We start from the raw sequence: 26,780 nt of genomic DNA on the forward strand, positions 1-26,780 counted from the left end.
TCCCTGATTGCCTCAATGATTTCGCGGGCTCTAATCCGCTACCTTAAAGGTATGAGCAGCGGACTCCGCGGAAATTCATTTTTGATACAGCAGGTGACCGATCCGGGCTTTTTACATCCTTGGGCTTGCCAGCGATGGCGTCATCTCAAACAACACTTGCATCAGCCCATCACTGATAGTCAGATAGGGCCTTCTGAAATGTCGTACATTCAACCTGCCCCACGCAACACTGGAGGCCGGTGCGGAGCCCTTTCTTCATGCGTCAACTGCCCTCGCTCAACATGTTGCGAATCTTCGAAGAAGTCGCCCGGCATCGCAGTTTCAGTCAGGCGGCATTGAGTCTGAATGTTACCCAGGGCGCCGTCAGCCGGCAGATCAAACAACTGGAAGACTACCTCGGCGTCGCGCTGTTCATCCGCACCCCCCAGGGCCTGTCACTGACCGACTCGGGCACCGCCCTTTCCCCACACCTGAGCGAGGCTTTCGACCATATCGAACGCGCCCTGCAAGCCGTACGCGTACCCAATCTTCGGCAACGCCTGCGCATCGTCGCGCCACCGACCTGGGCGACACGCTGGCTGTCGGCGCACCTACGGGCGTTCGTGCAACGCTATCCCGACATCAGCCTGAGCGTGACCAACTCGCTGGGCCACGACAGCCTCGCGGAAATCGACTGCCACATCCGCTTCGGCCTCGAAGCCGCCAGCCATTGCAGCAGCCGCTTGCTGGTCATGGAACGGCACATCGCCGTGGCCAGTCCGGAGCTGTTCAGCAACGGCGAGCCGCCGGACCTGCGGCAATTTCCGTTGCTGCACATCCTGCACGACGGCAAGCGCCTGAAGGTCTGGGAGAACTGGCTGGCGGCCATGGGCCGTGAGGATGTCGACGCGGGGCAAGGGTTGGAATTCAGCACCCTGGACCAGGTGATCCACACCGCATTGGCGGGCGGCGGGCTGGCGGTGATCGACCGGCAGATGATCGAAAAGGAACTGGCCAATGGCAGCCTGCTGCCGATCACCCCGGTGGAAGTGGTCGGGCCGTATGGCTATTGGCTGGATATCGCTAATGACAAGCAGGGCTTGTCGAAGGTGCGGTTGTTTACCGAGTGGTTGGGGTTGGTCAGTAAGCCTTAAGTCACCGGCATCCCCTGTGTAGGAGCGAGCTTGCTCGCGATGGACTAGAGAGCGCATTGGTGTGTCAGGCACCCAGCGTTTTGTTGAAGTCCATCGCGAGCAAGCTCGCTCCTACAATTGGATCGGCGACCGCCTGTTAGACCGGGGTAGCCCCTTTCGCCGCTACCTTCGCACCACCCTCCACCGGACTCTGCGCCTTGCCCGCCTGGCTCAGGGTCAGCGACTTGGTCTCCGGAGCCCAGGCCCACGACAACAACCCGCCAATGGCCAGGATCGCCGCGAGAATGCCCATGGTCGGGCTCATGCCAATCCCCGCCACGCTCACCGGCAACAGGAAGGTGCTGATCGCCGAACCCAGGCGACTCACCGCCGTGGCCAGGCCGATACCGCTGGCACGCACTTCGGTCGGGAAACTTTCGGCCGGGAACACGCCCACCAGGTTACTCACCGCCGACAACACCAGGGTGAACACGCCGAACACCAGCACCATCAGCCACGCCGCGCTACCCGGCAACACAGCCAACAGGAACAACGCCACGGCGAGGATGATGAACGAGTTGATCAGGAAGCCGCGTCGGGTGAACTTGACGGTGCACCAGATGCCGATCATCGCGCCGAGGATCAGCAACATGTTCAACATCAGTTCGGTGCCGAACCCTTCGGCCAGGCCCATCGTCTGCAGGATCGACGGCAGGAAGGTGTAGATGGCGAAGTACGGCATCACGATGCACACGAAGAACAGGCAGTTGAACGCCGTGCGCTTGCGGTATTCACGGCTGAACAGCACCGCGTAGCCGGAACGGGTTTCGGTGGACGGGGTTTCGTCGAGTTCGACGTGTTCGCCCAGGTGTTTCTTGACGACGGCCCGGGCCTCGGCGATGCGGCCCTGATTGACCAGCCAGCGCGGCGACTCCGGAGTACCGATACGGGCTATCAGGATCAGTGCCGCCGGAATTGCCGACGAGGCGAGCATCCAGCGCCAGGCATCATCGCCAAGGCCGAGCATGGCGGTACCGATGAAGGTGGCGGCGACATAACCTAGCGTCCAGACCACGCTGAACGAACCGAGCATCACACCGCGGTGTTTCTTCGGCGCGAACTCGGCGAGCATCGCATGGCCGACACTGTAGTCACCGCCCAGGCCAATACCGATCAGCACCCGGCACAGGAACAACGCCATGGCCGATTCAACGTAGAACTGCATCACCGAGGCGATGGTGATCAGCACGAAGCTGACGAGGAAGATTTTCTGCCGGCCGACCTTGTCGGAGATCCAGCCGAAGAACAGGCTGCCGAGAAACAGGCCGATCAAGGCCGAAGCACCGATCAGGCCCTGCCAGAATGCGTCCAGCTGCATCTGTGGGCTCAGCAGGGTGAAAGCGATACCGATCAGGCCGAGGATGTAGCCGTCGGTGAAGTGCGCGCCGAAGGTCAGGCCGGCGATCTTGATGTGAAAACGGCCGATGGGCAGGTCGTCGATTTTTACCGGTTTAACGGACATGTAAATCTCCAATTGTTGTTCTTGATGGAGAAAGAAAACTGCTAATACTGATTACCCAATGTGGGAGCAAGCCTTTGTGGCGAGGGGGCTTGCCCCCGTTCGGCTGCGAAGCGACCGTAAACCCGGAACATCCGATTAAAGGCCGGAAATGCCGGGGCCGCTTCGCGACCCAACGGGGGCAAGCCCCCTCGCCACAGGGCCCGCTCCTACAGGGGGTTGGCTGGGGTTAGAGACCACCCATCAACAGGTATTTGATTTCCAGGTAGTCATCCAGACCGTACTTCGAACCTTCGCGACCCAGGCCCGATTCCTTGATACCGCCGAACGGCGCCACTTCCGTGGAAATAATCCCTTCATTGATCCCGACCATGCCCGCCTCCAACCCTTCGGCCATGCGCCAGACGCGGCCGATGTCGCGGCTGTAGAAGTAGGCCGACAGACCGAACGGTGTGTCGTTGGCCCGTTGCAGCACTTCGGCCTCGTCCTTGAAGCGGAAGCAGGCAGCCACCGGACCGAACGTTTCATCCTGGGCGATGAGCATGTCGCTGCTGGCTTCGGCAAGAATGGTCGGCTCGTAGAACGTGCCGCCCAGGGCATGACGACGGCCACCACACAGAACCTTGGCACCCTTCTCCACCGCATCGCTCACGTGCAGTTCGACCTTGGCCAGCGCTGCACTATTGATCAACGGACCTTGCTCGGTTTCTCCGTCCAGGGCGCTGCCGACACGCATCGCTGCGACCGCTTCGGCCAGTTTTCCGGTGAAGGCTTCGTACACACTATCCTGAATGAAGAAGCGGTTTACACAGACACAGGTTTGCCCGGTGTTGCGAAACTTCGAGGCCATCGCGCCTTTGACGGCCGCGTCCAGATCGGCGTCGTCGAACACAATGAACGGCGCGTTGCCACCCAGCTCCAGCGAGACCTTTTTCAGGGTGTCGGCGGCCTGGCGCATCAGCAACTTGCCGGTGCGGGTCGAGCCGGTGAACGACAGTTTGCGCACGACGCTCGACGCTTGCAGCGCACCACCAATCGCCACGGCATCACCGGAGACGATGTTGAACACACCGGCCGGAATCCCGGCCTGCTCGGCCAGCACCGCCAGGGCGAACGCCGACAACGGGGTTTCCTCCGACGGTTTGAGGATCATCGTGCAACCGGCTGCCAGCGCCGGACCGACCTTGCGGGTGACCATGGCCAACGGGAAGTTCCACGGGGTGATCGCCGCGACCACGCCAATCGCTTCCTTGACCACGATGATCCGTGCATCGGCCTTGTGGCTCGGGATCACATCGCCGTAGGCACGCTTGGCTTCTTCGCCGAACCACTCCAGGAAGCTGGCGGCGTAGACCACTTCGCCCATGGCTTCAGCCAATGGCTTGCCCTGTTCGCGGCTGAGCAGCGTGGCCAGTTCTTTCTGATTGCTCAGCATCAACTCGCTCCAGCGCTTGAGGCGCTGGCTACGTTCCTTGGCGGTCAGCTTGCGCCAGGCCGGCAAGGCGCGGTTGGCGGCTGCGATGGCCAAATCAGTCTCTTCAGCGCCGGCCTCTTGCACCTCGGCGATCAGCTCGCCATTGGCCGGGTTCAGCACCGGATAAGTCGCACCGCCGCTGGACCATTGGCCATCGATGAAATTGCCGTGACGGATCAACGTGCTCATGCCACGGCCTCGGTCAGGTTGAAGCGTTCCAGACCCGGGCGGGCCGAACGCAGGATACGTTTACCGGCGGTGTAATCGTTGATCACGTCGCACGGCGTGTAGTTACGCTCCAGCTCATGCAGCTCTTCGGCATCGAGTTTGGTCTCCAGGGCCGCCAGGGCACTGTCGAATTGTTCAGTGGTGTCGGCCCCGACCAGCATGCAATCCACGCCCGGATGGTTGGCCACCCACGCCTGGGCAATCTGTGCGTTGGACACACCACGGGCACGGGCCACGCGCTGCACCGAATGGGCGATTTCGAACGAGGCTTCGTCGCTGTACATCTGCTGGGTGAAGAAATCGGTCTGGTTGCGGGTCGACTGCGCGTCGCCGGTCAGCAGGCCACGGGCCAGCGGGCTGAACACCGAAACACCCAAGCCCTGGTCGCGGCAGAACGGGATCATCTCACGCTCTTCTTCGCGGTAGGCGCAGTTCAATTGCAACTGCATGTTGATCGGCTTGACCCAGCCATTGCGCTCGCAGGCCATGAGGATTTTTGCCAACTGCCCGGTGAGCATGGTCGACACGCCGATGTGATGGGCCTTGCCGGAACGCACGATGTCGTTCATGGCGCTCATGGTTTCTTCGACCGGGGTGTTGACGTCGAAGTAATGCAGCATGAAGACGTCGACGTAATCCATGTCCAGGCGCATCAGCGAAGCATCGATGCTGTCCATGATGTGCTTGCGCGAGTGACCGCTGGCGTTGATGCCGCTGCGGGTGCCGTAGCCGACCTTGGTGGTGATCACCAGGTCTTCGCGATGGGCCAGGCGCTTGACGATGCGCCCTACCACTTCTTCGCCGACACCTGCGGAATAGAAGTCCGCCAGGTCGATGAAGTTCACGCCGTTGTCCAGCGCGTGCCTGACGATCGGCTCGCTTTTCTTCTCATCGAAGATCCACGGTTTCCAGTCCGGGGTGCCCATGTTCATGGTGCCCAGGCACAGGCGGGAGACTTCGAGGCCGGAGTTGCCCAAACGGATGTATTGCATGGCGCGGACCTCAGGCTTTTGGCGTGTAGAAAGGGTTGCTGATGTGATTGACCACATCCTTGAGCTGCGCGGTTTCCGGCTTGCCGGTCAGGGCGGCGCGGATCGCGGTGCGGCAGGCGTTGTAGTTGTTCAGGTACACCGCATCGAGGTCGTCGCAGGCCGGGTTGACCCAGTTGGCCGTCACGATGGCCCACTCGTCCTCGGCTTCCGGCGGCAAGGTGCCGTCGAGCAGCGCTTCGAGAACAGCCTTGGCAATACCGGCCTGGGATGCGCCCCAGGTGGCGTTGCCATGCAGGTCGCTGCCGATCGCAGCCTTGTTCACATACAGGGTCATCGGCTTGACCGGAATGTTCGGCTGGGCGATCACCATGAACGGGCAATGACCCTGGCTTGGCGAGGCCAGGCTGTTGGCGAACGCCTGGCCTGCCGGACCGTTACGCGGCCCGATCAGAATGTTGATGTGCGCGGCGTTCACGCCAGGGCCTTCGAAACCTTCACCGATGTACAGGTCGAGTTCTTTCATGATCATTACTCTTTGGGACGCAGAGGGATTTGTTTGGGTGTTCAGCAGCGCACGCAAGCACGAGGCCTGGCGTGGCAGATGTCTGGGTTTGAAGAGCGCAGCAGCAAGCTGGCGAAGACGCGGCAGTGATGATGAGTCATGGTTGCAAACGCTCTTTTTTGTTGTTGATGAGCTGGTTTGCGATTTTTTAACACCGGGGGTTGGCGGGGCTGTAACCATTAAAAGTCATGATGGTATGACTTCAAGTCATACCATCAGAGTACTCAGCTCGTGGCGGCGTCGATGGGAGCGATTACTTCATCTCATTTTTTCTTCATACTGCGCCTGCGTTTGTCGGACCAACAGACCGTACGCGCACCCGGCGTCCCAACCCTCTATCCATCATTGATTTCCTGTAGACATCTGCATCGGTTATAGAGTCGGAGTCGGAATCAGAGTCGGCAGGTGCGGAGTCGCTATCCGTCAAAATGACTTCGTCACTCTCCGGAATCTGTATATACGCGTTGAGCGCCTGAATTTCAGTTGCCGTCAGCCCATCGTGATCTCTAAACAAGTTATCAGGAAGTATGCGCTTAACCACTTCCGTTAGATTAGTTAAACGAAGCTCAGCTATTGGCTCATAATGACCACTGCCATTAGTCCAGAGTTTCAGTTGACCGTCCAAACACAAAAATTCACCAGCAAACAGCACATCTTTACCTTGAGCCAGTGAACTGTGACCTTCTACGTAGTAAATATTACGATGCCGATATTCGTTCGGCTCCCCTTTCGAATTCTGCTGACCATTTCCCACACCGCAATAAACATGATCAGGCTCATCTGGAAGGATGACATAGGTAAACACGCCATTCAGCTGGCAGCTTTCGCCATCACTTTTCCGGATGAATTCATACTCATCTTTATCATTTTTCTTGAAGTCGAATACCTGATCAGGGCTCGCTGCTTTTTCTTCAGGAAAATCAGGAAGCTGCTTTATCGGCACAATAGAACTGTGCAAATAGCTTGCCTCAAGAAATTTAATTGGCAGCTCCGGATATTTCGCAAAAAACCTGTATATGCGAAACCCGTTGCAATATTCCAATTGACCCAACTCCCTCAATTTATCCAACGCGGACACTATGTAGGACACTACTGTATTAAAACCCTTCCTCTCTGAATTCACCACACCCATGCAAGGATCTATATGCTTATCAAATCCCTTTTTATAGGCTAAAAGAGAGGCATATTCTTCCTGAGTAATAATAACCTCCCATTTTTCTTCATGATACGACTTACTAATTTCCGCCGGAAAACCTACATTACGTTTGGCGTACTCGTCTCCAAGATCGAAATCACGAAAATTCAAATAATAAATATCTGTCAGCGGGGATGAAACCGATGCACTCATTTTTCCCTTTGAGTCAGCTTGAACGCTTGTGGCTATCGCTTTTTCAGGTGCTGACGGCGCTGAAGCCACAGTGGCATCGATTGCGCATCGACTCCACAATTTCGGATCCTGCTCCCACGGCGCTGGTACCACCAGGTTATCTTGATAGAACCTCACTCTATCGCCCAACTCATCCTTGTATTGATATAGATGACGCAGTTCCTCAGACGTTGCTCCATTGGCATCTGCACCAGTCCTGTCAACCACATCATGCATCTGGATGTCATCCAGAAAATAATGAATGCGGGCTGTAGGCTCTGGCTTGCTTGGCTGCCGAATAAACCCATCAATCATGTCCTTACTGATAGTCGAGAATAAATGGGCGGCGGGTTTATGAATACGTTGCCATGATGTTCCATCGACGGGTTCTTTCTGATTGCTTGCAGTTTCGAGAAGCTTGGCTGCCGGAATGTAACGAGAGTGCTCACACAACCCTGAAAATAATTGGTCAAGATTACTGCGTAAAAAAATACCGTGGTAGTCCGTCAATACGACTTCATCACTTGAATTGGAGCCTCGTATACTTCCCTCAATCTCATTCATCGCTTCAAGAAAACCATTACAAAAGTTTCTGACGCAAGCACTCTCACCGACTACCTCCCCCGTCAAATCAACGTTAGCATTGTGAATACTCTTACTATCGGGTTGCCTGACAGGTTCGCTATTCACACTGGATTTTTTACGCTGCCTTTCCTCCTTCAAGACCATATCCATCGTGCCCACCAAATCCACGATCGAATCTGGCCTATCGTTTATTTTCGTGCACTTCGCGTCTTGAAAACCAAACAGCTCAGGCTGCTCAAACATTATATTAAACATTGACAACAGACTTTCCCGCAGACGACCGGGCGTCCACACTGAGTCTTGCTTGCTTGCAACGGATGGCTGACCTAACACCAGATCGCCTTTGGCGGGAAAAAAAGAAGAATGAAAATAGTGTTCGGAGGATGTTGCCGTCACTGCCAATGCGCCGGATTGATTATCAATGGGCGCACGACTTGAAGATGAAATACCAGATGGGAACATGTTGTTTTTTTCTACCGCGAATTGTGTACAACACTTTAAACCTGCAGTTTTGGTTGCGCGTGCACTTTCGGCAAGTCTGGTATGGTAACTAATTGTTTGTTGGCTGCGGCACACCGTCCCCATCGCTTACCGCTCCCCCAGTGGAGGCGAACTTGCTCCCACTGGAGGTTGCTGATATTTACTGCGACATGGCGTCCTTTTTCATCGCATCTTTGGACGTGGCATCTTTTTTCATGCCGTCCTTGCTCATGGAGTCCTTGGACATCGCGTCTTTCTTCATCGCGTCCTTGGACATTGCATCTTTGGACATCGAATCGGTCTTCTTCATCGCATCCTTGGACATGGCGTCCTTGGACATTGAATCCTTGCTCATGCTGTCGTTGCTCATGGTGTCGGCGGCAAAAACACTGGCGGCGCCAACGGCCAGGCACATGGACAGGACAACGGTGGTCAACTTTTTCATGATGAATCTCCTTGAAGCACGGGTTTGTGGACGGTGAATGGTTCGCACGTTCATCAGCTGCCACCGAACCAGTTGTAGCCCTGGTCTTCCCAGTAGCCACCTGGATAGGTGTTAGTGACGAAAATCGCCTGGATGTGTTTGGGGTTCTTGTAGCCGAGCTTGGTGGGCATGCGCAGCTTCATCGGGAAGCCATACTCGCGGGGCAGCACGGCGCCGTCGTAAGTCAGCGTCAACTGAGTCTGTGCATGCAGCGCGGTGGCCATGTCGATGCTGGTGTAGTAGTCGTCGGCGCATTTGAAGCCGACGTATTTGGCATCGGTGTCAGCGCCGATGCGCTTGAGGAAATCGCTGAAGCGCACGCCGCCCCAACGCCCGATCGCGCTCCAGCCTTCGACGCAAATGTGCCGGGTGATCTGCTCGGTCTGGGCCATGGCGCGCAGTTCTTCGAGGCGCCAACTGCGCTTGTCGGCGACCAGGCCGGTGACCTCCAGCCGATAACCCTCCTCTTCCACCGTCGGTGCTTCGTCGATGCCGTAGAAGGCATTGAACGGAAATGGCCGGGTGATCATCGATTCGGGATAGGTCGGCGCCAGCGCATTGGGATTGAACAGCCAGCCCTGGACCCGATCGTTGAGGCGCGACATGGACGACAACGCGGTCTCGACGCTTTCGTTGTCGGTGATGTTGCAACCGGACAACATCGCCACGCCGCCGAGGGTCAGGCCGCGCAGCAGGAACGAGCGGCGCGAGCGGTCTTCGATTTGCGGGGCGAGGATCTTGTGGGCATCGGTGAGGATCGATGCTTCGTCCAGCCCCGGGATCTGAATGCGCTTTTTCATACCTGCTCCTTGCGGCCGACGATCATGGCCAACAGCGTTTTCGGCACCAGCGCCACCATCAGCAGATGCACCGCCACAAAGGCCACCAACAGCGCCATGGCGAAGAAATGCACACGACGCGCGCCTTCGTAACCGAACAGCAATTCACGCAACAACGGGAACTGCACCGACTTCCACAACACCAGCCCGGAGAGCACCAGCAGCGTGATGTCGACCATCACGAACAGGTAGGCGACGCGCTGCACCTGGTTGTAATGGCTGAGGTCGGCATGCCCCAGTTTTCCGCGCAAGGCAGCCCACAGGTCATGCAGCACGCCTTTGGGCGAAACCGGGAAGAAACGCCGTTTCAGGCGTCCGCTGAACAGGTTGAAGGCCAGGTAGATCAGGCCGTTGATCGCCAGGAACCACATCGCCGCGAAATGCCATTGCAGCGCGCCGCCCAGCCAGCCACCGAGGGTGATCGCCTTGGGAAAACTGAATTCGTAGATCGGCGAGGCGTTGTAGATGCGCCAACCGCTGGTGACCATCACCAGCACCGCCAGGGCGTTGAGCCAGTGGGTCAGGCGGAGCCAGCGTGGATGACTGGGCTTGGGTGAAGCAGTGCTCTGCGACATGTCCGGCTCCCGTTTGTTGTTGTTCGTTGGAGCCGAGTATGGGAGCCGGAAGATCGCCAAATCCTCACGTAAAGTTAAATTTAATGTGATAACTACTTGTGGGAGCGGGCTTGCTCGCGAAAGCGGTGTGCCAGCAAACATTAATGGCGACTGACACGACGCCTTCGCGAGCAGGCCCGCTCCCACAATGGGGGTTGTGTGGTCCGCCGACTGCGCAATTATGGTTAAATGCCGCCCCTTTCCACGCCACCGACCCGATCCAATGAACCCAGACGCCCTCGCCACCCTACATGAGCACCTGCTGACCGCCCTGTCAGCCGCCCCCGCCGAAACCCGTCGCCTGTTTCACGGCCGTGGTCGCTGCTGGCCGGGGCTGGAGCAAGTGACCGTGGACTGGCTGCAGGGCGTGGTGCTGGTGGCGCTGTTCAAGGAACCGGAGGCTGCGCAACTGGAAGACTTGAAGCAGGTGCTGATGGCTATCACCCAGTCTGAACAGTGGGCAAAATCCGCCGCGCATACCCTGCTGCTGCAACACCGCTACCTGCTGCAAAGCACCACCGAGTGGCTGCTCGGCGACGTCATCGAGGAAATGACCATCACCGAGGGTGGGTTGAAATACCGGGTGGACCTGGGCCGCAAACAGAACACCGGGCTGTTCCTCGACATGCGCTACGGCCGCGATTGGGTCCGCACCAATGCCGAGGGCAAACGGGTGCTGAACCTGTTCGCCTACACCTGCGGCTTCTCGGTGGCGGCCATCGAAGGTGGCGCGACGCATGTGGTCAACCTCGACATGTCGAGCCCGGCCCTGAGCCGTGGTCGCGACAACCACCGGCTCAACGGCCACGACCTGAGCAAGGTGAGCTTCCTCGGCCACGACCTGTTCAAGTCCTGGGGCAAAGTGATCGGCAAAGGCCCGTACGACCTGGTGATCATCGACCCGCCGTCGTTCCAGAAAGGCAGCTTCCTGCTGACCAAGGACTACCAGCGCGTGCTGCGCCGGCTACCCGAACTGCTCACTGAAAATGGCACTGTGCTGGCCTGTATGAACGACCCGGCGTTTGGTGCCGACTTTCTGATCGACGGTGTCACCCGCGAAGCACCGAGCCTGCGGTTCGAGCAGCGGCTGGAGAACCCTCCGGAGTTTCCCGATGCGGATTTAGAGTGTGGGTTAAAGGCGTTGGTGTTCAGGCAGGAAAAATAAAGAGAGCTATCGCGAACGGTATTTACCCTCCGTTCAACGCTTGCCAAGAAAAATCCAAAAGCGAAGGTCCCTTGGGTTTTCTCTGTGGCGCGCTTCGATTCATCATTGCTGATAGTTGATAACATTTATCACATCAGTTCAGTAGACGGGTTATGTTTCATGCTTAAATTAGTTCATCTGAAAGTACCAACCGACCAATGATGCTCTCCGCATGATACTTACTGGAAACTCTAACAGTTGCTGTTGGCAACCCGAATGCACAGACCATTTGTCCAGCAATCAATCTTCAAATAGATCCGGTAGATTTACGATAAAACACTATGAAATTCCCGACAGACTTGTCCAGACCATCAGTCTGAGACCGAGTCATCAACGACTCTCCTGAAGAGCTGATCACGCCCAAAGCGCTTGAGTTACCTCCATCAAGGTTCACTGCCTGAGTCGAGAAGCTGGCTCTGTTCAAGCTATTAAGCCTGGTCATAACCAAGGCCCATTCGGGCATAGTGTAGCCTGGTGATGTAGCATCTCGTCCCCAGGTTCCCCCCATTGCCAATCGTGTACGCGATTCGGGGTTTTCGTCGCCGCCCATGCTTATACCAGAGCGAGAATTGGGTTCGCTGGCATGTCCAAACCAACCAGGTTTGTTACTCCCAGAGGAGAATTGGTACAACGGATTTTTGAGCCTTCCTTGAGAAAAGGTGGCTGTTTCGCCTACTGCCAATAGAGGCCCGGAGCGAATCCAGGAGCCGTCATGCATAGAAACCTTCGTGTAATCATCGCTATACCTCAGTGGTTCCAAGACACTTTCTTTTTGTTCGCCATCAATTAAATTTCTACCGATAGAGGCATAATCTGGAGCATTTTTTATGAATCCCCCTCCCATATTGAAGAAACCACCATTGATATAGGCTAGCGTTCCGGCACTCTCAAGCCTGGCTTCTTCCTTGATAGCCGCGCCCGACTCTCGATATAGATAAAACAACCGGTCTCCGCCCGCGATTTTTCCTTGTAAAGAAGAGTCAATAGACAGGTAGGACAGCTTTCTAACATCATCCACGGCGCGCTCTAGTCCGATGCCCAAACGTTCGAAAAGGTCATTCCCACCTACTACATCGACGGCAATTACCCCGGAAGTGACTGTTCTAACCCGAACTCCAACATTAGTCGCCAGCACGCGGTCATATGCCGCTCTCCATTTCCTCTTGGCGGTCTCCCCCGTCAAGCCGTTACGGTCTATTAAATTAAGTGGGTTGTTAGCAACCATCTGAAATACATTTAACCCATCCTCGACCGGATCTGGACTTATCCATCTCTGCATCCACGGCGCGTAATACCGGAAGCCATAGTAATAAAGCCCAGTTGCATCCCGTTCCTTGCCCGAATAACGAATGGTCTTGTACTTAGCCACCAAAACACTGCTTCCCGCCCAGCACGCCGTACCGCCAAAGGGGTAATAGTATTCCTGCGTCAGTACGCCCGCCTCATGGTCAAGTTCCAGAATGTTGGAGCCCAAGTGATCGCTGAGGTTGTAGCGCCATTGATCATCATGCTCACCTTGGGGCCAGAACAGCACCCGCACCTTGCTGCGCCCCGCTTCGAAACTGATAACGTGGTGTTCTTCGCCACCGGCCTGGCGATGGACTTCCAGTCCCGGGAGGTAACGGATTTCGCTGCGCAGGATGCGGCCGCTGCTTTGGGCGAATCCCACTTTGCGCAAGCGGTGGCCGGGATGGGAGTAGCGATAGCATTCGTAATCATCGGGCTCGCTTTCGCGGTTGACCAACGTGACTTGGTGTAGTTGGTTGCGACTGTCCCAGGCCATGGCTTGCCCGCGTTGCAGTTCCTGTTGATTGCCAGCGGCGTCGAAACCCAAGGCGATTTCAGGCTCCCCCGGTAGCGAACCGTCGTCACGTTGCGCGAGGCTACGGTTGCTGCGTGCCGAGGTGAACATCAAAAAGCCCGGCGCATCGCTGTGCCGGCGAGTGATCAAATTCCCGCCTCGGTCATACTCGAAGCGTTGGGTGTAATTGCGCCGTTGATTGGGGTCCAGCGGTGTGGGCTGCAGCTCCGGCAACGTCGGACCGTGGCTCGGCTGACTGACCTCCCATCCTTTGGCTTCGACCAGTTGATACAGGCTGTCGTAGCGGTAACGGTTGATCGGCTCGATGCGCTGGTTGTTGAAATGGGTCACGGATTGGGACTGGTCTTGCAGCTCGACGATGTTGCCCCCCGCGTCGTAGACGTAGTTCAGATCCTGCAAGGGTTTCTGGTTACCGACCGCCGCCATCAGCCTGATCAGACGCCCGTCATCGGCAGCGTACGCGGCACGGGTCACTACACCATTGCCAGCGGTTTCACGTTCGACCTGATCCTGGGCGTTGTAATGGATGTCGCTAACCAGCCGTTGTGGCGGTTTTCCAGAGGCAGTCAGTTGCAGCCAGGCCTCACTCAATTTGCCCGCTACGTCATAGCCAAAGGTACGAACGTTGCCCATTGCATCGGTTTGTCGCTGAAGCTCTGCGCCGGGATTGAAGGTGTGGAGGGTGATGAACGATTGAGCTTCCAGCCACGTCTCGCGTTCATCGAGGTCCAAGGGCCAATCAGGTGTTTCGAGATCAGCGAGAAAGCGTTGCTCTTCAACCAGCACTGCACCCAAAAGACCGTAGTCAATAGTGCATTGAGTGCCTGCCGGGTGGTCATGGCGGATCAACTGCCCGCACTGGTTGTGCCCGGCGAACGCAGGACCGGAGTCACCGTAGGTCAAGCGCTCCAACACGCGTGGCCGTTCTCCCACAGCCTGTTCGGTGACGGTGATCGGCCGCTGTTGTTCGTCGAAACCGGTGTGGCGTTGACTCCCGCGTGCATCCCAGAACGCACCAGGCAAACCCGCCTGATCCGCCAAGCTCAACTGCCACCCGGCATCGACGCTGTCCGTCAGCAACGGTTGACCACTCAAGCCGTATACCGTGGTCAGGTTCGGCTTTGGCGCCGTGCCCCACAACCGTGGATCCCAGGATTCAACCAACCGCCCCGCCGCGTCGAAGCGTTGCCGGGTGATGCGTGGGTCAATCTCCGGGCTGTCGGGATGGCGGTAATAGCCGACGCCACGAATCGCCAGGGCGCGCGGATCGATGACCGACAGCGTCGGTGTCGCGGCGTGGTGGTGAGCGTTCACGGCATTGACGGCCTTTCACTTTGATCAACGAAGACTGAGCCTTTTTTCACCGCCCCGAAACTGTAAGAAGTTACAGGTCGATGTCCGTGAAATGGCCATCGTCGGAACGCCGCCCGGAGCAGGCTCGCTCCCACAATGGATCGCGCCGAATGGATATCAGTGGTTTGTCAGCCAGATCATGGTGACGATGATTCAGTTGGGTGGGATCGGTTGGCGCGGGGGTTGAACAAACGCTGACGAGCTGAAGGTCACCGTACTTTTGTGGCGAGGGGGCTTGCCCCCGTTGGGGCGCGAAGCGGCCCTAAAATCATTCAATGAGGTGTGTCAGAAAAAACGAGGTTGCTGGTTTTACGACTGCTGCGCAGTCGAACGGGGGCAAGCCCCCTCGCCACAAAAGCTCCCTCGCCACAGGTGATCACCACACCTGGCAGGGAAGTTTTCGTACAGGAAAATCAGCGGCTTTGCAGGCCTGCTCCCTTTCTTTTGCAGGACATTTCCTAGATCATTTCGCTCGCTTGCGCCTGCCATTTTCCATGGCTAGTCTCGGTCCGTCACTGCTCATCATTGATCGGGTTTAGTAGCCCGGAACAATAGGCGCATAGCGATTCCATGCTCATGTCCGGCACATTTTGCCGCATGCAGAATATGGTGGCTGTGCGTGGGGCACTTTCGGGTGCACCGGTTTTTCCTATTGACCGGCCTACTAACCTGCGTACAGCCGCCACCCAATCGTTTAGTAGGCGATAAGTGATGGCTCCCATGCAGCAATAGGAGCAACACTCATGGAAAAATCCGTACCCGATCCACCTCCCGAAACCTCCACCAACGAAACCGTCACTGAAGACCGACTCAGGGATCGATCAGCGCTCTACCGTGCGATTGATTTCCACCTGACCGGCGACCACCCCGCCCGCCCCGATGAACTGCGCTTTTACAACGTCAGCAACGACGTGAGCTTTGAAGATACCCAGCTCTATATCGCCGACCTGCTGCGTTGCGCTTCGGTCACGGCGTATCAGTGTGGCGATCAACTCAAGGGCGCTGATCGGGCCCTGGTGTTTTCGATCTGGCATTTGCTGGAGATTGCCAAGGCGATGGTGGATCGGCAACAACACGCGCCATGAGAGCTCAACGCGGCTGCAGCACCAGCGCAAACAACTCGCCATGCCCGTTGACGTTGAGCTTGTGGTAGACATTGCGCCGGTGCACTTTCACCGTTTCCGGGGAGATGCCCAGTTGCTGCGCGATGGCCTTGCTGGAGAAACCCTGGAGGATCAGGCGCGCCGTTTCGATCTCGCGCAGCGTCAGGCGTGCGTCGAAGCGATCGAGCAAGGTCGCCAGATCGCCGGCCGGTGGTTCGGCGACCGGCCCTTCCAGCGGCAGCAAATCCAGGTGTCGGCGCATCGCTGCCAGCACCCAGTCACGCACGCAAATCAAGCGGCCCTGCTCCTCGAGGCTGAAGCGCGTCGAGCGCCCGAGTGACAAGCCGAGCACGGCGCCATCGACGTTGACCATGAACTGCAACTCGTCCCCACCCACCACGGTACTGAAGTAACTCAGGTAGTACTCGCTGTGCTGGAACTGGTCGGGGGCCACCGATTCGAGGCTGTGCAAGCCGTCGGCGATGCCCGCGCAGGCGGCCTGATAGAACGGATCGAGCAGGTACATGCCGGCGCGGTAGTCCGCCAGTTCTTCCTGCTCGTCAGCATTGCCCTTGGCATCGAAATCAATCAGCAGACGCGGCACATGGCCCGGGCGCATCAGCGCCACCAGCGCGTTGTCCAGCGGCACCAGCAAGCGCAGGGTATCGACCAGCGCCCGCCAGAAGCCGTCCCGCCCCACCGCCGTGAACACCCGCGCCAGCCCCTGGTGCACCGGCAACTCTTTCAACAACGCGTCCACGCACTACCCCTTTTGAGTAACCCATGATGGGAATGGGTGAAGAGCACCCCGGTCGATACGCTGCAATCTCCTGATTACCACCGGCCGCAACAGGCCAGGAGTGCCGCATCATGAGTCGTCACCGCTTGTATTTCAATCTGGGGTTTGGCGCCAGCCTGGCGGTGTCGCTGTCGGCCTTTGCCGTCGATGCGCCGACCGTGCACGTGTACAACTGGTACGACTACATCGGCCCGACTACCCTGCAGGATTTCAAGCGAGACACCGGGATTGCGCTGGTCTACGACACCTTCGACAGCGCCGAAGTGCTCGAAGGCAAGTTGCTCACCAGCCGCAGCGGCTACGACGTGGTGGTGGCGAGCAACTTCAGCTTGCCCACGCTGATCAAGGCGGGCGCCCTCGCCCCACTGCCCCGTGCGCAGATGCCGGACTTCAAGAACATGGACACCGATCTGCTGGCGAAACTGGCCAACAACGATCCGGGTAACCAGTACGCCGTGCCCTACCTGTGGGGCACCAACGGCATCGGCTACAACATCGACAAAGTGCGCGCGGTGCTGGGCGACAAGGCGCCGGTGGACTCCTGGGACCTGGTGTTCAAGGAGGAGAACCTGGCCAAGCTCGGTGAATGTGGCGTGGCCATGCTCGATTCGCCGTCGGAGATGCTGCCGGTCGCCTTGCACTACCTCGGCCTGCCGCCCAACAGCACCAACCCCGAAGACTACAAGAAGGCCGAAGCGCTGCTGCTCAAGTTGCGTCCGCACATCGCCTACTTCAATTCGTCGAAATTCATCAGCGACCTGTCCAACGGCAACATCTGCGTAGCGGTCGGCTGGTCCGGCGCGATGCTCGAAGCCAAGACCACCGCCGAGCAGGCCGGCAACGGTGTGAAGATCGCCTACAGCCTGCCCAAGGAAGGCGCGCCGGTGTGGTTCGACACGCTGGTGCTGCTCAAGGACGCCCCGCACCCGGAACAAGGCCTGGCCTTCATCGACTACCTGATGCGCCCTGAAGTCATCGCCCCGGTCAGCGACCACCTCAACTACCCCAATGGCAACCGCAGCGCGACCACGCTGGTGGCCGAAGCGACCCGCAGCAACCCGGCCGTCTACCCGCCAGCCGCAGCCATGGCCACCCTGTTCACCCTCCAGCCACTGCCGCCAGCTACGGAACGGGTGCGGACGCGGATCTGGAGCAAGGTCAAGAACGGTCAATGACCGGACACCACAAAACCCTGTGGGAGCGGGCTTGCTCGCGAAAGCGGTGGATCAGCAAAAATTGATAGCGACTGACACTACGTCTTCGCGAACAAGCCCGCTCCCACATTGGAATTGCGTTGCCCGAAACACCCTTTTTCTGCCATGAATCAACGATGAGAAAACCCATGAAACCACGCGCCCGCGACCTCAACATCCAGTTCGGCCAACTGCAACCCGGCCCGCTCAACGCCATTACCGACGTCCCCGGCGTACGGGTCGGCCACAGCAATGTGCGGGGACGCACCGCCAGTGGCCGCGACATCCTCACGGGTGTCACCGTCATCGAGCCGCGCGCCGGTTCCACCAGCCAGCAACCGTGCTTTGCCGGTGTGCATGTGCTCAACGGCAATGGCGATGCCACGGGGCTGGAGTGGATTCGCGAAGCAGGCTTGCTGACCAGCCCCATCGCCTTCACCAACACCCACAGCCTGGGCGTGGTGCGCGATGCGCTGATCGTCCTCGATCGCGAGCAGCAACCCGATGACGGGCGCCTCTACTGGAACATGCCGGTGGTGCTGGAAACCTTCGACGGCCTGCTCAACGACATCAACGGTTTTCACGTCAAGCCCGAGCACGTGGCCCAGGCCGTGCGCAGCGCCGAGAGCGGCCCGGTGACCGAAGGCAATGTCGGCGGTGGCAGCGGCATGATCTGCCACGAATTCAAGGGCGGTATCGGCACCGCGTCGCGACGCTTGAACAGTGCCCAGGGCGGCTGGACGGTGGGGGCGATTGTCCAGGCCAACCATGGCATCCGTAACGAACTGCGGGTCGACGGTTACCCGGTCGGGCGCTACATGGAACAGGCCGATTCGCCGTTCCTCAAGGCCTCGCTGCCTCATCCGGGCATGGGTTCGATCGTGGTCTGCCTGGCCACCGATGCGCCGTTGCTGCCGCACCAGTGCACCCGCCTGGCCCAGCGCGCCAGCCTCGGCCTGGCCCGCACCGGCGGCGGCAACGAAGACCACAGCGGCGACATCTTCATCGCGTTCGCCACCGGCAATGATGTGCCACCGGCCGCCTACGAGAGCAAGAAAGCGCCGACCACCGACCACCTGAGCATGGTCAACAACGACCACATCAGCGAGCTGTTCCTGGCCGCCACCGAGGCCGTGGAAGAAGCCATCATCAACGCCCTGCTTGCCGGCGAAACGACCGAAGGCAACGGGCATGCGGTATCGGGGCTGGATGCCGACACCCTGCTCAAGGCGTTGCGTCGCGCCGGCTGGCCGGGCGAACAGGTCTAGTGATATCGGGGCGGTATGTGGCTCATACCGCCTCGACATCTTGCCGATACAGGCCACGACCCAAGGCGTGTGCGACCTGCAAGTGCACGGCCGGATCCTGAATTTCCGACTCCAGCAGCAATTGCGACGTCACGACCTGCGCACCGCAGTAATCGAAAATGCCATGGTCAATCTGAGTCTTCATGGCGTCTGCATATCCATGTCGGGCATAGGTTCGCGCGTCGGCTCCCCCGACTCCGATCAGGTGTACCCGCAGACGATCCAGCTTTTTCACCAGCTTGGCATCCGCCCCGAAATCGAAAGCCCAGCCATTGGCGAACACTCGGTCAATCCAGCCCTTGAGCAGCGCCGGCATCGACCACCAGAACACCGGGTAGACCAGTATCACCGCGTCGGCGCGATCTATCCGTGCCTGCTCGGCGATCACATCGGCCGGCGGTGATGCCTCCCGGTGATGCACCGCCCAATCCGCAGGCCCGAACCTCGGGTCGAAACCTTCGGCCCAGAGATCGGCGATTTCCACCGTGTTATCGGGATCGGCCAGGGCCAGGCCGTCAGCAATCCGCGTGACCACGCCATGGGTAAGCGAAAGAGGATCGTGATGAGCGACAACGATAAGCGTGTGCATGCTGGAACTCCTGATTGAGAGCACGGGGCGGACCCTATATACTCTTGGTAAGTTACGAATAGTAAGTTACTTTTGGTACATAGCCATGTCAACCATCGAATCAAAAGAACAGCCGCGTCGCCGGATGTCGCGGGAAGATCGACTGCGGCAGTTGCTGGACGTTGCCTGGCAACTCGTGCGCAAGGAAGGCACGGACGCCCTGACCCTGGGCCGCCTCGCCGAGTTGGCCGGGATTACCAAACCGGTGGTTTACGATCACTTCACCACTCGATCCGGATTGCTGGCCGCGCTCTACCAGGATTTCGACACGCGCCAGACTGCGTTGATGGATGCCGCGCTGGAACATTGCGAACCGACCCTGGCCAACACCGCACGGGTGATTGCCACCTCGTACGTCGATTGCGTGCTGCTTCAGGGCAATGAGATACCCGGCGTGATCGCCGCGCTGGCGGGTTCGCCGGAACTGGAAAAGATCAAGCGCGAGTACGAAGCGATCTTCCTCGAAAAGTGCCGAAACGTGCTCTCCCCCTTCGCTGCGGCGGGAGGCACCAGGCCAGCCGGATTGCACGCGATGCTCGGCGCCGCCGAAGCCTTGTCCCACGCCGCTGCGAATGACGAGATCAGCGCAGGGCAGGCACAGGACGAACTGTTTGAAATCATCAAAGCGATGGTCGAAAGAAGCACACGCAGCAACACGACTAGCGGTACTTGAGTGAAACGCTCGGTCTTTCTAGGATGGAGTTACGCAGCCGCTTGGTTGCTCAACAAGCCGCTGCGTAGGTGGTGAGTGATCTGAACCCCTACCAAGCTCACCGCCTGCTTCATGCGCATCTTGAGCCTCAACGGCTCTACTTCCTCCCCATCAAAGAGCTTTGAGGCTCTTTTTTTTGCCTCTGAAAAACATCTACCCAACAACACATCTCCAATGTGGGAGCGGGCTTGCTCGCGAAGGCGTCGTGTCAGTCGCCCTGGATGTTGGCTGACACACCGCTTTCGCGAGCAAGCCCGCTCCCACAAGGGGATTTTCATTGGGGCTCGGTCGTGCATAGGGACCGCCACGCCGCTTGCGCCAGCATGTCCCGGTACGCCTTCGGACTACCCTTGACCCGGCCCGACAACCAGGCGCGGCAGTAACTGTCTGCCTGGCCGATGATCAACGACAGCATCAATTCCCCCGGAAAACTCCCCAGTTCATCGCCGTGAGCGCCCAGCCATGTCAGCAACTGCTTGTTGCGCGCCTTGTTGCGGGTGGCGAGCTCGTCCTTGAACGGCCCCTTGGTGACGGCAAACCGTGCGTGGTACTGGAACCGTGCCCACTCCGGCTGGCTGTCGACCCAATCCACATAGCTGTGCACCAGCGCGTGCACCCCCGCTTGTGTGGTCTGGGCCTCAGCCAGGTAGCTGTCACGCAATCGGGCCTGATCGTCGAGGGCGGTAAAAAACAGCGCCGCCACCAGCCCTTCCTTGTTGCCGAAATGGTGATAGATCGCGCCGACACTGGTGTCGCATTCGGCGCGAATCATTTCGATGGTCGTGGCCTCGATCCCCTGTTCGTTGAACAGGCCGAGGGCCTTTCTGAAGATGTCGCGCTTGAGTTCGGCGCGTCGTCCGGGGTAACAGCGTTCGAGCAGATCGGCGGTTTCCATGCAGAAAAACAATCCAGAAAGTCATCTATGGAGGCTGGCCGTGGCCAGCGAACTATTCGCGCTAGGTTGACAGATTTCTCCTCGACAGAATACTGTTCCGTTACAGAACAATATTCTGTAACGGAGCAACATTCTGCAAACCGACATCCTCTAGAGGCAAAAAAATGAGTCAGTTCCTCAGCATGTTCAACAGCGCAGGGCCAGAAGCGTTCAGCAAAATGGCCTGCCAGGTGGCGCCCTACTTCTCCACCATCAACCCGCTGGTCAAGGATTTGCGCAAAGGCAGCGCCACCGTGCACGTGCCATTTGCCCGGGAGATCACCAATCATTTGGGTACGGTGCATGCGATCGCCATGTGCAACGCCGCGGAACTCGCCGCCGGGATGATGACCGACGTTTCAATTCCCGCCGGCGCGCGCTGGATTCCCAAAGGCATGACCGTGGAATACCTGGCCAAGGCCAAGAGCGATGTGACGGCGATAGCCGAGGGAGATGCAGTGGACTGGACCACCGAAGGCGACAAGATCGTGCCAGTGGACATTCACGATGCCGAAGGCAAGAAGGTGTTCACGGCGCGGATTACCATGAATGTGAAGCTGGCGTGAAGACTGACCGCCGTTAAATGTGGGAGCGGGCTTGCTCGCGAAAGCGGTGTATCAGTCGCCCATATGTTGGCTGACAAACCGCCTTCGCGAGCAAGCCCGCTCCCACAGGTGGAGTTATGGTGTATGGGAGAGTGTGCTCAGACCAGCCGCAATCGAGGTCCGCTAGCCGGTACGGCATCTTCCCCGAGCCGCTCCCGCACAAACTCCTGGGCCTTGCGCGTCAACTGGTCCAGGTGCCGGTCGCGCTGTTTTTCCGCATCGGTCATGGCCCGTTTTCCGTGTTTTTGCAGCAGGTAGGTATGAATCTGCCGCACTTCCAGCGAACTGTAGATCGACGCCACATCCAGCAATGCCATCAAGCCATCGGTGACGTGATCGCGGGTGTTCATCAACACCTGGGTCGCACGCACACCCACCACCTCAAAGCCCATCGCCTCGAAATACGGCACCTTGGCCACCGCGCAAGTCAGCTCGGCATGGGGATAGCGGCCGACCATTTCCCGCAGCATCCGCCGGGCCACGCCCTGGCGCCGATACTCGCCCTGCACTGCCATGTACGCCACGCCGCATGCCTCGGGATCGTCCTGCACCGGCAGGTACAGCACAAAGCCGATCACCTTGTCCGGGTCGTCTTCGTCGGTGGCAACGATCAGCTCGACGGCAATGCCCTTTTCACCGTTCAGCGCCTGCAGATACAGGTGCACCTCATAGCCAATCGCGTATTGATAAAGGTTGTACAGCAGGTTGCTGGGCGGGATCGCGACCATGCTGATGTCGGTCAGGTTGTCGACCACCATTTGCAGGATCTGGCTATTGATGTGCTCGGGGCACGGGGTCTTGAAATGGCTGATCAGGGGCATTGCGGTGACAGGCTCTAAAGGTCGAGGGCCGCCTATGATAGCGCGCCTGATACCCGCGGTCCGCTGTATTACCCCTGCCGTCGAGGCGTTGCGTGCTCGAGGCTGACAGCAGTGAAGCAGGCACACTTTGTGCTGGGCGAGCCGGCGTTTTCGCTAATCGCGCCGATAGCGTCCACCACCACGCCGATCAGTGGCATGGGTGGGGAAAATGGGTGGGTGAAGGCCCCCGATTTTGAGGATTCCCACCCACTGCGGCGCGATCACCACAGCCTTAAACCTTTTGATACAAATCAAACTTGCACCTTCTCCAAGCCTCCCCTCGTTTGGCGCACCTCTTGCATCGACCGCTTTGCGAACGTCAGCCACACCGGCGCGCCCCGAGGGAAACAAGATGAAAAGCCTGCCTGCCCCCAAATCGCTCTGTTTTTTCAGCAAACCGGGCATCGCCGCTGTGATGTTGATCAACGTCAGCTTCGGCAACGCCAACGCCGTACCGCTTGACGATGTCAACCAACCCCCACCGACCGACCCCTCGGCGTACTCCAACCCTGCGGCCGACCCCAAGGCCGCACTGGATGCCATATTGACCTTGCCACCCTCTAACCAGGGTTCCATCGCCTATCCCAACGGTGTGTATGGCAACCGCGGCACGCCAACAGCCGATAACGTGCTGCCGCCAGCCCTGCAGACTTCGTTCAAGATCCCCACCAATGGCAAGCCCAGCCCATTGTTCGGGGCGCAGCCGTACACTCAGCAACTGCTGCTGTTCGAAGAATTCGGCACGGAAAAGCTCGACCCGACACTGCCCGCGCCGCCCCTGACCTTCCCGGTTCCGACCGTCGGCCCCGCGCCCAATCAGGACCCGAACAGCATCGCCCGCAGCGGCCCTTCGGCCACGGCGCTGGAAGCCTTTATGCGCCAGCCGGGGCTGTACCCGTTCCCGTCACAGTATTCCAACGTACTGGACCGCAACCCGTGGAAAGCGCAGATCGAAGCTTTCCTCAACCGCCAACCTGTCGGCTCGCCGGCTGAAGGTCGTCCGCCAGGAAAAGGCTGGTCGCACCAGCGCTGGAACGAGTTCTACCCACAGGTCGCGTTCAAGACCGTGCAAGCGGGCGCCAAGCTCAACGGCGGCATGCGCGACCGCCGTCAGCTGCACAACTACGCCGTCGGTGAGTTCGGGCCTGGCGGGCTGTACTACCAGACCTCGGACATTCCGACCACGATAGGCACCACCAAAGGCATCGATACACGCTTTCACCCCAACATGCCGATCCAGAACCACAAGGCGCTATGGACTTTCGACGGCACCTTTCCGGTAAAACTGCTGATGGTGCGCTACGGTCAACCGACGCTGATGCGGCACTACAACGCCCTGCCGATCGATCCGGCGGCCAACATGGGGTTTGGCCTGCACACTATTACAACCCACGAACACAACGGTCACTCCCCGGCCGAAAGCGACGGCTTTGCCAATGCGTTTTTCTTTCCGGGCCAGTACTACGACTATCGCTGGCCGATGCAACTGGCCGGTTACGACACCATCAACACCAAGGCTGAAGACCCACGCGCGGCGTTCCCCTGCGCCCCGGGCGAAACCCTGTATGTCAACGACGCCACTCCGGGCCTGAAGACGTGCAACAACGGCAGCATCAAGATTCGTGGCGACTGGCATGAAACCATGAGTACCCACTGGTTCCATGACCACATGCTCGATTTCACCGCGCAGAACGTCTACAAAGGCAACGCGGTGATGATGAATTACTACAGCGCCCTGGACCGCGGTAACGAAGCCTTCCAGGACGGCGTCAATCTGCGTCTGCCCAGCGGTTCGGCGTTGCCTTGGGGCAACCGCGACTATGACGTCAACCTGATGATCGCCGACAAGGCCTGGGACGCCAATGGCCAACTGTGGTTCAACCCGTTCAACACCGATGGCTTCCTCGGCGATCAGATCCTGGTCAACTGGCAGTACCAGCCGCGCCTGAAAGTGCGCGCGCGCAGCTATCGCTTCCGCATCCTCAACGGCTCGGTGTCGCGCTACCTCAAGATCGCGCTGGTGCGTGAAGTCGCCGGCACCGGTGGCGAATTCCCCGGCCCGGCAGGTTCCGGCGTGTCGTATACCCGCGTGCCGTTCCACATGATCGCCAACGACGGCAACCTCATGGAACACGCCGTGCCGTTCGACGGCAGCATGGACCTGGACGGTGACGGCAATGTGCAGAACCACAACGCCATCCTGCCCACCATGGGCATCGCCGAGCGCTTCGACATCATCGTCAACTTCGCGAAAAACGGGATCTCTGTCGGCGACAAGCTGTACTTCGTCAACCTGATGGAGCACCAGACCGGCAAGCAGCCGGAAAAAACTCCGCTGAGCCTGGCCGACGTACTGTCCGAGAAGTACAAAGCAGTGCTCAAGCAAGGCAGCAAAGGGCTGGAATGGGACAAGGGCGACCCGGTGGTGGGCAAGTTCATGCAGATGGTGGTGCAGCCTTATGCCGGCCAGGACGTGAGCATGAACCCCGCCGACTACGAACCCGCCAAACCGGGTAAACCGGTGGGCAAGGTCATGATCCCGCTGACGATCAACCGCGACGACCCGGCGATGCAGGCCAAGCTCAAGGTGGCACGGCATCGCGAGTTCATCTTCGGCCGCTCCGACGGCACCGACGAAGCCCCCTGGACCATCAAGTCCGACGGTGGTCTGGGCTACAACATGGACCCACGGCGGATCAGCGCCGCGCCGCAACTGGCCAACGGTCCGACCGATGCCGGCTTCTCCGGCGACGGCACCCTGGAAGTGTGGAAAATCAAGAACGGCGGCAACGGCTGGAACCACCCGGTTCATGTGCACTTCGAAGAAGGCACCATCCTCACCCGCGACGGCAAGGCGCCGCCTGAATGGGAAAAATGGGCACGCAAGGACGTCTATCGCATCGGTGAAGGCATCGACAGTTCGACTGAGGTGGAAATGGCGATCCGCTTCCGTGAATTCGCCGGGACCTACATGGAGCACTGCCACAACACCCAGCACGAGGACAACTCCATGCTGCTGCGCTGGGATATCGAGCACCCTGGCCAGTTCCAGTTGATGCCAACGCCCCTGCCCGGCTGGGACGGCGTCAACTATGTGAACTCCGCCGCGCTGCCAACCTTCCGCAGTGGCGATACACGCAACAACGATGGCGACAACAAAAAACCAATCGCCAACCCCGACAGCGCCACGAGCAACGGCCAACCGGTGACCATCAACGTACTGGCCAACGACTCCGACCCTGACGGCAACGTGCCGCTTAAAGTGGTGGGCCTGGAGCAACCGGACTCCGGCAAGGGCAGCGTCAGCACCGATGGCACGCGCGTGATCTACACGCCACCGGCCACGGTCCCCGCACCGTTCACCGCGACCTTCACCTACAAGGCCGCCGATGCCAAGGGTGCGGAATCGACACCGGCAACGGTATCCGTGGCGGTCTCGGCAGCGGTGGTCGAGAACCTGATCGTTACCAGCGCTACCGTCACCGCTCGCAGCAACGGCCGTTACTACTGGGTGCTGTCCGGCACCACCTCGCGTGGCCCGGGCAACAGCATCACGGCGACTGCCACGACCACAACCGGTACGGTGAACCTTGGCACCGCCACCCTGACGCCTACGGCTACCGGCGCACGCTGGAACATAGCCGTGACGACCGTCGGCAGTCCGCCATCGACTAGCCCGACAGCGACCATCACATCAGCCTTCGGCAAAACCGTGACAGTGCCAGTGCACTAGAGCGGCTTGATCGGCGCCCGGTCCATGCAATGTGGACCGGGCGCTTTTTTTTGGGACTTTCACTGTTAACGATAATGCGTGTGAACTGGATAAACGCAGCGCGCTTGGGTCCATCGCCGGCAAGCCGGCTCCTACAGGGTTTGAACGACACGCGGTCCCTTGTAGGAGCTGGCTTGCCAGCGATGGTCGTGAACGAAAACGCGTGTGACCTGGATAACCGCGGCGCATTTGAGGCCATCGCCAGCAAGCCGGCTCCTACAGTTTGGCGTTCA

21 protein-coding genes are annotated in these 26,780 nt (G+C 58.9%); 8 read left to right on the forward strand and 13 right to left on the reverse strand.

Annotated features, from left to right (window positions below):
• The first annotated feature begins 257 nt into the window (after nt 1-257).
• A complete protein-coding gene (locus QMK54_RS20030) occupies nt 258-1,133 on the forward strand; it encodes a LysR substrate-binding domain-containing protein (RefSeq protein WP_223596458.1) in 876 nt (291 codons plus the stop codon).
• Between the two features lie 136 nt (nt 1,134-1,269).
• Here QMK54_RS20030 and QMK54_RS20035 read toward each other — a convergent pair whose 3' ends face one another.
• From QMK54_RS20035 to QMK54_RS20070, 8 genes are all read right to left on the reverse strand, one after another.
• Nucleotides 1,270-2,634 carry an MFS transporter gene (locus QMK54_RS20035; protein WP_320401208.1) on the reverse strand — a complete coding sequence of 455 codons (1,365 nt, stop codon included), beginning with the start codon at nt 2,632-2,634 and terminating at the stop codon, nt 1,270-1,272.
• Between the two features lie 226 nt (nt 2,635-2,860).
• Nucleotides 2,861-4,294, reverse strand: coding sequence for an NAD-dependent succinate-semialdehyde dehydrogenase (locus QMK54_RS20040; RefSeq protein ID WP_320401209.1), 1,434 nt, complete (start codon nt 4,292-4,294; stop codon nt 2,861-2,863).
• Nucleotides 4,291-5,325 carry an aldo/keto reductase gene (locus tag QMK54_RS20045; protein ID WP_320401210.1) on the reverse strand — a complete coding sequence of 345 codons (1,035 nt, stop codon included), beginning with the start codon at nt 5,323-5,325 and terminating at the stop codon, nt 4,291-4,293. Before QMK54_RS20045 ends, QMK54_RS20040 begins: the two co-directional genes overlap by 4 nt.
• A gap of 10 nt (nt 5,326-5,335) precedes the next feature.
• On the reverse strand, nt 5,336-5,848 hold the full coding sequence (gene fae, locus QMK54_RS20050) for a formaldehyde-activating enzyme (RefSeq protein ID WP_075948975.1): 513 nt from the start codon (nt 5,846-5,848) through the stop codon (nt 5,336-5,338).
• A 313-nt stretch (nt 5,849-6,161) separates the two neighbouring features.
• Nucleotides 6,162-8,423 carry a hypothetical protein gene (locus QMK54_RS20055; protein ID WP_320401211.1) on the reverse strand — a complete coding sequence of 754 codons (2,262 nt, stop codon included), beginning with the start codon at nt 8,421-8,423 and terminating at the stop codon, nt 6,162-6,164.
• A gap of 55 nt (nt 8,424-8,478) precedes the next feature.
• Nucleotides 8,479-8,763 (reverse strand): pentapeptide MXKDX repeat protein, encoded by a 285-nt coding sequence (locus QMK54_RS20060; protein WP_110660847.1) that lies wholly within the window; start codon nt 8,761-8,763, stop codon nt 8,479-8,481.
• A gap of 53 nt (nt 8,764-8,816) precedes the next feature.
• Entirely contained in the window at nt 8,817-9,602 is a 786-nt protein-coding gene (locus QMK54_RS20065) for a molybdopterin-dependent oxidoreductase (protein WP_110660846.1), read from the reverse strand.
• Nucleotides 9,599-10,216, reverse strand: coding sequence for a cytochrome b/b6 domain-containing protein (locus QMK54_RS20070; protein WP_110660845.1), 618 nt, complete (start codon nt 10,214-10,216; stop codon nt 9,599-9,601). The genes QMK54_RS20065 and QMK54_RS20070 overlap by 4 nt, the downstream gene beginning before the upstream one ends.
• A gap of 262 nt (nt 10,217-10,478) precedes the next feature.
• On the opposite strand from QMK54_RS20070, the gene QMK54_RS20075 reads away from it, so the two are divergent.
• Nucleotides 10,479-11,420, forward strand: a complete 942-nt coding sequence (locus QMK54_RS20075) for a class I SAM-dependent methyltransferase (protein ID WP_320401212.1) — start codon at nt 10,479-10,481, stop codon at nt 11,418-11,420.
• Nucleotides 11,421-11,706: 286 nt separating this feature from the next.
• Here QMK54_RS20075 and QMK54_RS20080 read toward each other — a convergent pair whose 3' ends face one another.
• A complete protein-coding gene (locus QMK54_RS20080) occupies nt 11,707-14,595 on the reverse strand; it encodes an RHS repeat-associated core domain-containing protein (RefSeq protein ID WP_320401213.1) in 2,889 nt (962 codons plus the stop codon).
• A 782-nt stretch (nt 14,596-15,377) separates the two neighbouring features.
• On the opposite strand from QMK54_RS20080, the gene QMK54_RS20085 reads away from it, so the two are divergent.
• Complete coding sequence (locus QMK54_RS20085; protein ID WP_320401214.1) at nt 15,378-15,719, forward strand: DUF6124 family protein; 342 nt, start codon at nt 15,378-15,380, stop codon at nt 15,717-15,719.
• A gap of 4 nt (nt 15,720-15,723) precedes the next feature.
• Here QMK54_RS20085 and QMK54_RS20090 read toward each other — a convergent pair whose 3' ends face one another.
• A complete protein-coding gene (locus tag QMK54_RS20090; protein ID WP_320401215.1) occupies nt 15,724-16,497 on the reverse strand; it encodes a helix-turn-helix transcriptional regulator in 774 nt (257 codons plus the stop codon).
• 110 nt (nt 16,498-16,607) lie between these two features.
• Here QMK54_RS20090 and QMK54_RS20095 point away from each other — a divergent pair, with 110 nt between their 5' ends.
• Complete coding sequence (locus QMK54_RS20095; RefSeq protein ID WP_320401216.1) at nt 16,608-17,711, forward strand: extracellular solute-binding protein; 1,104 nt, start codon at nt 16,608-16,610, stop codon at nt 17,709-17,711.
• A 167-nt stretch (nt 17,712-17,878) separates the two neighbouring features.
• The gene (locus QMK54_RS20100; RefSeq protein WP_110662133.1) at nt 17,879-18,997 is read left to right on the forward strand and encodes a P1 family peptidase; all 1,119 of its coding nucleotides are present in this window, start codon (nt 17,879-17,881) and stop codon (nt 18,995-18,997) included.
• 22 nt (nt 18,998-19,019) lie between these two features.
• Here the strand turns inward: QMK54_RS20100 and QMK54_RS20105 are convergent, their stop codons facing one another.
• The gene (locus QMK54_RS20105; RefSeq protein WP_320401217.1) at nt 19,020-19,625 is read right to left on the reverse strand and encodes an NAD(P)H-dependent oxidoreductase; all 606 of its coding nucleotides are present in this window, start codon (nt 19,623-19,625) and stop codon (nt 19,020-19,022) included.
• Between the two features lie 85 nt (nt 19,626-19,710).
• Between QMK54_RS20105 and QMK54_RS20110 the strand changes: the two genes are divergently transcribed.
• On the forward strand, nt 19,711-20,337 hold the full coding sequence (locus tag QMK54_RS20110) for a TetR/AcrR family transcriptional regulator (RefSeq protein ID WP_110663139.1): 627 nt from the start codon (nt 19,711-19,713) through the stop codon (nt 20,335-20,337).
• Between the two features lie 313 nt (nt 20,338-20,650).
• Here QMK54_RS20110 and QMK54_RS20115 read toward each other — a convergent pair whose 3' ends face one another.
• Nucleotides 20,651-21,271 carry a TetR/AcrR family transcriptional regulator gene (locus QMK54_RS20115; RefSeq protein ID WP_223588084.1) on the reverse strand — a complete coding sequence of 207 codons (621 nt, stop codon included), beginning with the start codon at nt 21,269-21,271 and terminating at the stop codon, nt 20,651-20,653.
• 164 nt (nt 21,272-21,435) lie between these two features.
• Between QMK54_RS20115 and QMK54_RS20120 the strand changes: the two genes are divergently transcribed.
• Nucleotides 21,436-21,876, forward strand: coding sequence for a hotdog fold domain-containing protein (locus tag QMK54_RS20120; protein WP_103395578.1), 441 nt, complete (start codon nt 21,436-21,438; stop codon nt 21,874-21,876).
• A 137-nt stretch (nt 21,877-22,013) separates the two neighbouring features.
• Here QMK54_RS20120 and QMK54_RS20125 read toward each other — a convergent pair whose 3' ends face one another.
• Complete coding sequence (locus QMK54_RS20125) at nt 22,014-22,736, reverse strand: GNAT family N-acetyltransferase (protein WP_110661978.1); 723 nt, start codon at nt 22,734-22,736, stop codon at nt 22,014-22,016.
• A 391-nt stretch (nt 22,737-23,127) separates the two neighbouring features.
• Between QMK54_RS20125 and QMK54_RS20130 the strand changes: the two genes are divergently transcribed.
• Nucleotides 23,128-26,508: an Ig-like domain-containing protein gene (locus QMK54_RS20130; protein WP_223588082.1), complete on the forward strand. Its 3,381-nt coding sequence runs from the start codon at nt 23,128-23,130 to the stop codon at nt 26,506-26,508.
• Nucleotides 26,509-26,780: the final 272 nt, after the last annotated feature.

The organism is Pseudomonas sp. P5_109, from assembly GCF_034009455.1.
Lineage (GTDB): Bacteria > Pseudomonadota > Gammaproteobacteria > Pseudomonadales > Pseudomonadaceae > Aquipseudomonas.

Coding starts and splice junctions, on each gene's coding strand:
- QMK54_RS20045 (WP_320401210.1), bottom strand. CDS start 5,325: ATGCAATACATCCGTTTGGGCAACTCCGGCCTCGAAGTCTCCCGCCTG.
- QMK54_RS20125 (WP_110661978.1), bottom strand. CDS start 22,736: ATGCCCCTGATCAGCCATTTCAAGACCCCGTGCCCCGAGCACATCAAT.
- QMK54_RS20130 (WP_223588082.1), top strand. CDS start 23,128: ATGAAAAGCCTGCCTGCCCCCAAATCGCTCTGTTTTTTCAGCAAACCG.
- QMK54_RS20100 (WP_110662133.1), top strand. CDS start 17,879: ATGAAACCACGCGCCCGCGACCTCAACATCCAGTTCGGCCAACTGCAA.
- QMK54_RS20120 (WP_103395578.1), top strand. CDS start 21,436: ATGAGTCAGTTCCTCAGCATGTTCAACAGCGCAGGGCCAGAAGCGTTC.
- QMK54_RS20035 (WP_320401208.1), bottom strand. CDS start 2,634: ATGTCCGTTAAACCGGTAAAAATCGACGACCTGCCCATCGGCCGTTTT.
- fae (WP_075948975.1), bottom strand. CDS start 5,848: ATGAAAGAACTCGACCTGTACATCGGTGAAGGTTTCGAAGGCCCTGGC.
- QMK54_RS20040 (WP_320401209.1), bottom strand. CDS start 4,294: ATGAGCACGTTGATCCGTCACGGCAATTTCATCGATGGCCAATGGTCC.
- QMK54_RS20105 (WP_320401217.1), bottom strand. CDS start 19,625: ATGCACACGCTTATCGTTGTCGCTCATCACGATCCTCTTTCGCTTACC.
- QMK54_RS20115 (WP_223588084.1), bottom strand. CDS start 21,271: ATGGAAACCGCCGATCTGCTCGAACGCTGTTACCCCGGACGACGCGCC.
- QMK54_RS20065 (WP_110660846.1), bottom strand. CDS start 9,602: ATGAAAAAGCGCATTCAGATCCCGGGGCTGGACGAAGCATCGATCCTC.
- QMK54_RS20055 (WP_320401211.1), bottom strand. CDS start 8,423: ATGGGGACGGTGTGCCGCAGCCAACAAACAATTAGTTACCATACCAGA.
- QMK54_RS20075 (WP_320401212.1), top strand. CDS start 10,479: ATGAACCCAGACGCCCTCGCCACCCTACATGAGCACCTGCTGACCGCC.
- QMK54_RS20070 (WP_110660845.1), bottom strand. CDS start 10,216: ATGTCGCAGAGCACTGCTTCACCCAAGCCCAGTCATCCACGCTGGCTC.
- QMK54_RS20095 (WP_320401216.1), top strand. CDS start 16,608: ATGAGTCGTCACCGCTTGTATTTCAATCTGGGGTTTGGCGCCAGCCTG.
- QMK54_RS20060 (WP_110660847.1), bottom strand. CDS start 8,763: ATGAAAAAGTTGACCACCGTTGTCCTGTCCATGTGCCTGGCCGTTGGC.
- QMK54_RS20110 (WP_110663139.1), top strand. CDS start 19,711: ATGTCAACCATCGAATCAAAAGAACAGCCGCGTCGCCGGATGTCGCGG.
- QMK54_RS20085 (WP_320401214.1), top strand. CDS start 15,378: ATGGAAAAATCCGTACCCGATCCACCTCCCGAAACCTCCACCAACGAA.
- QMK54_RS20030 (WP_223596458.1), top strand. CDS start 258: ATGCGTCAACTGCCCTCGCTCAACATGTTGCGAATCTTCGAAGAAGTC.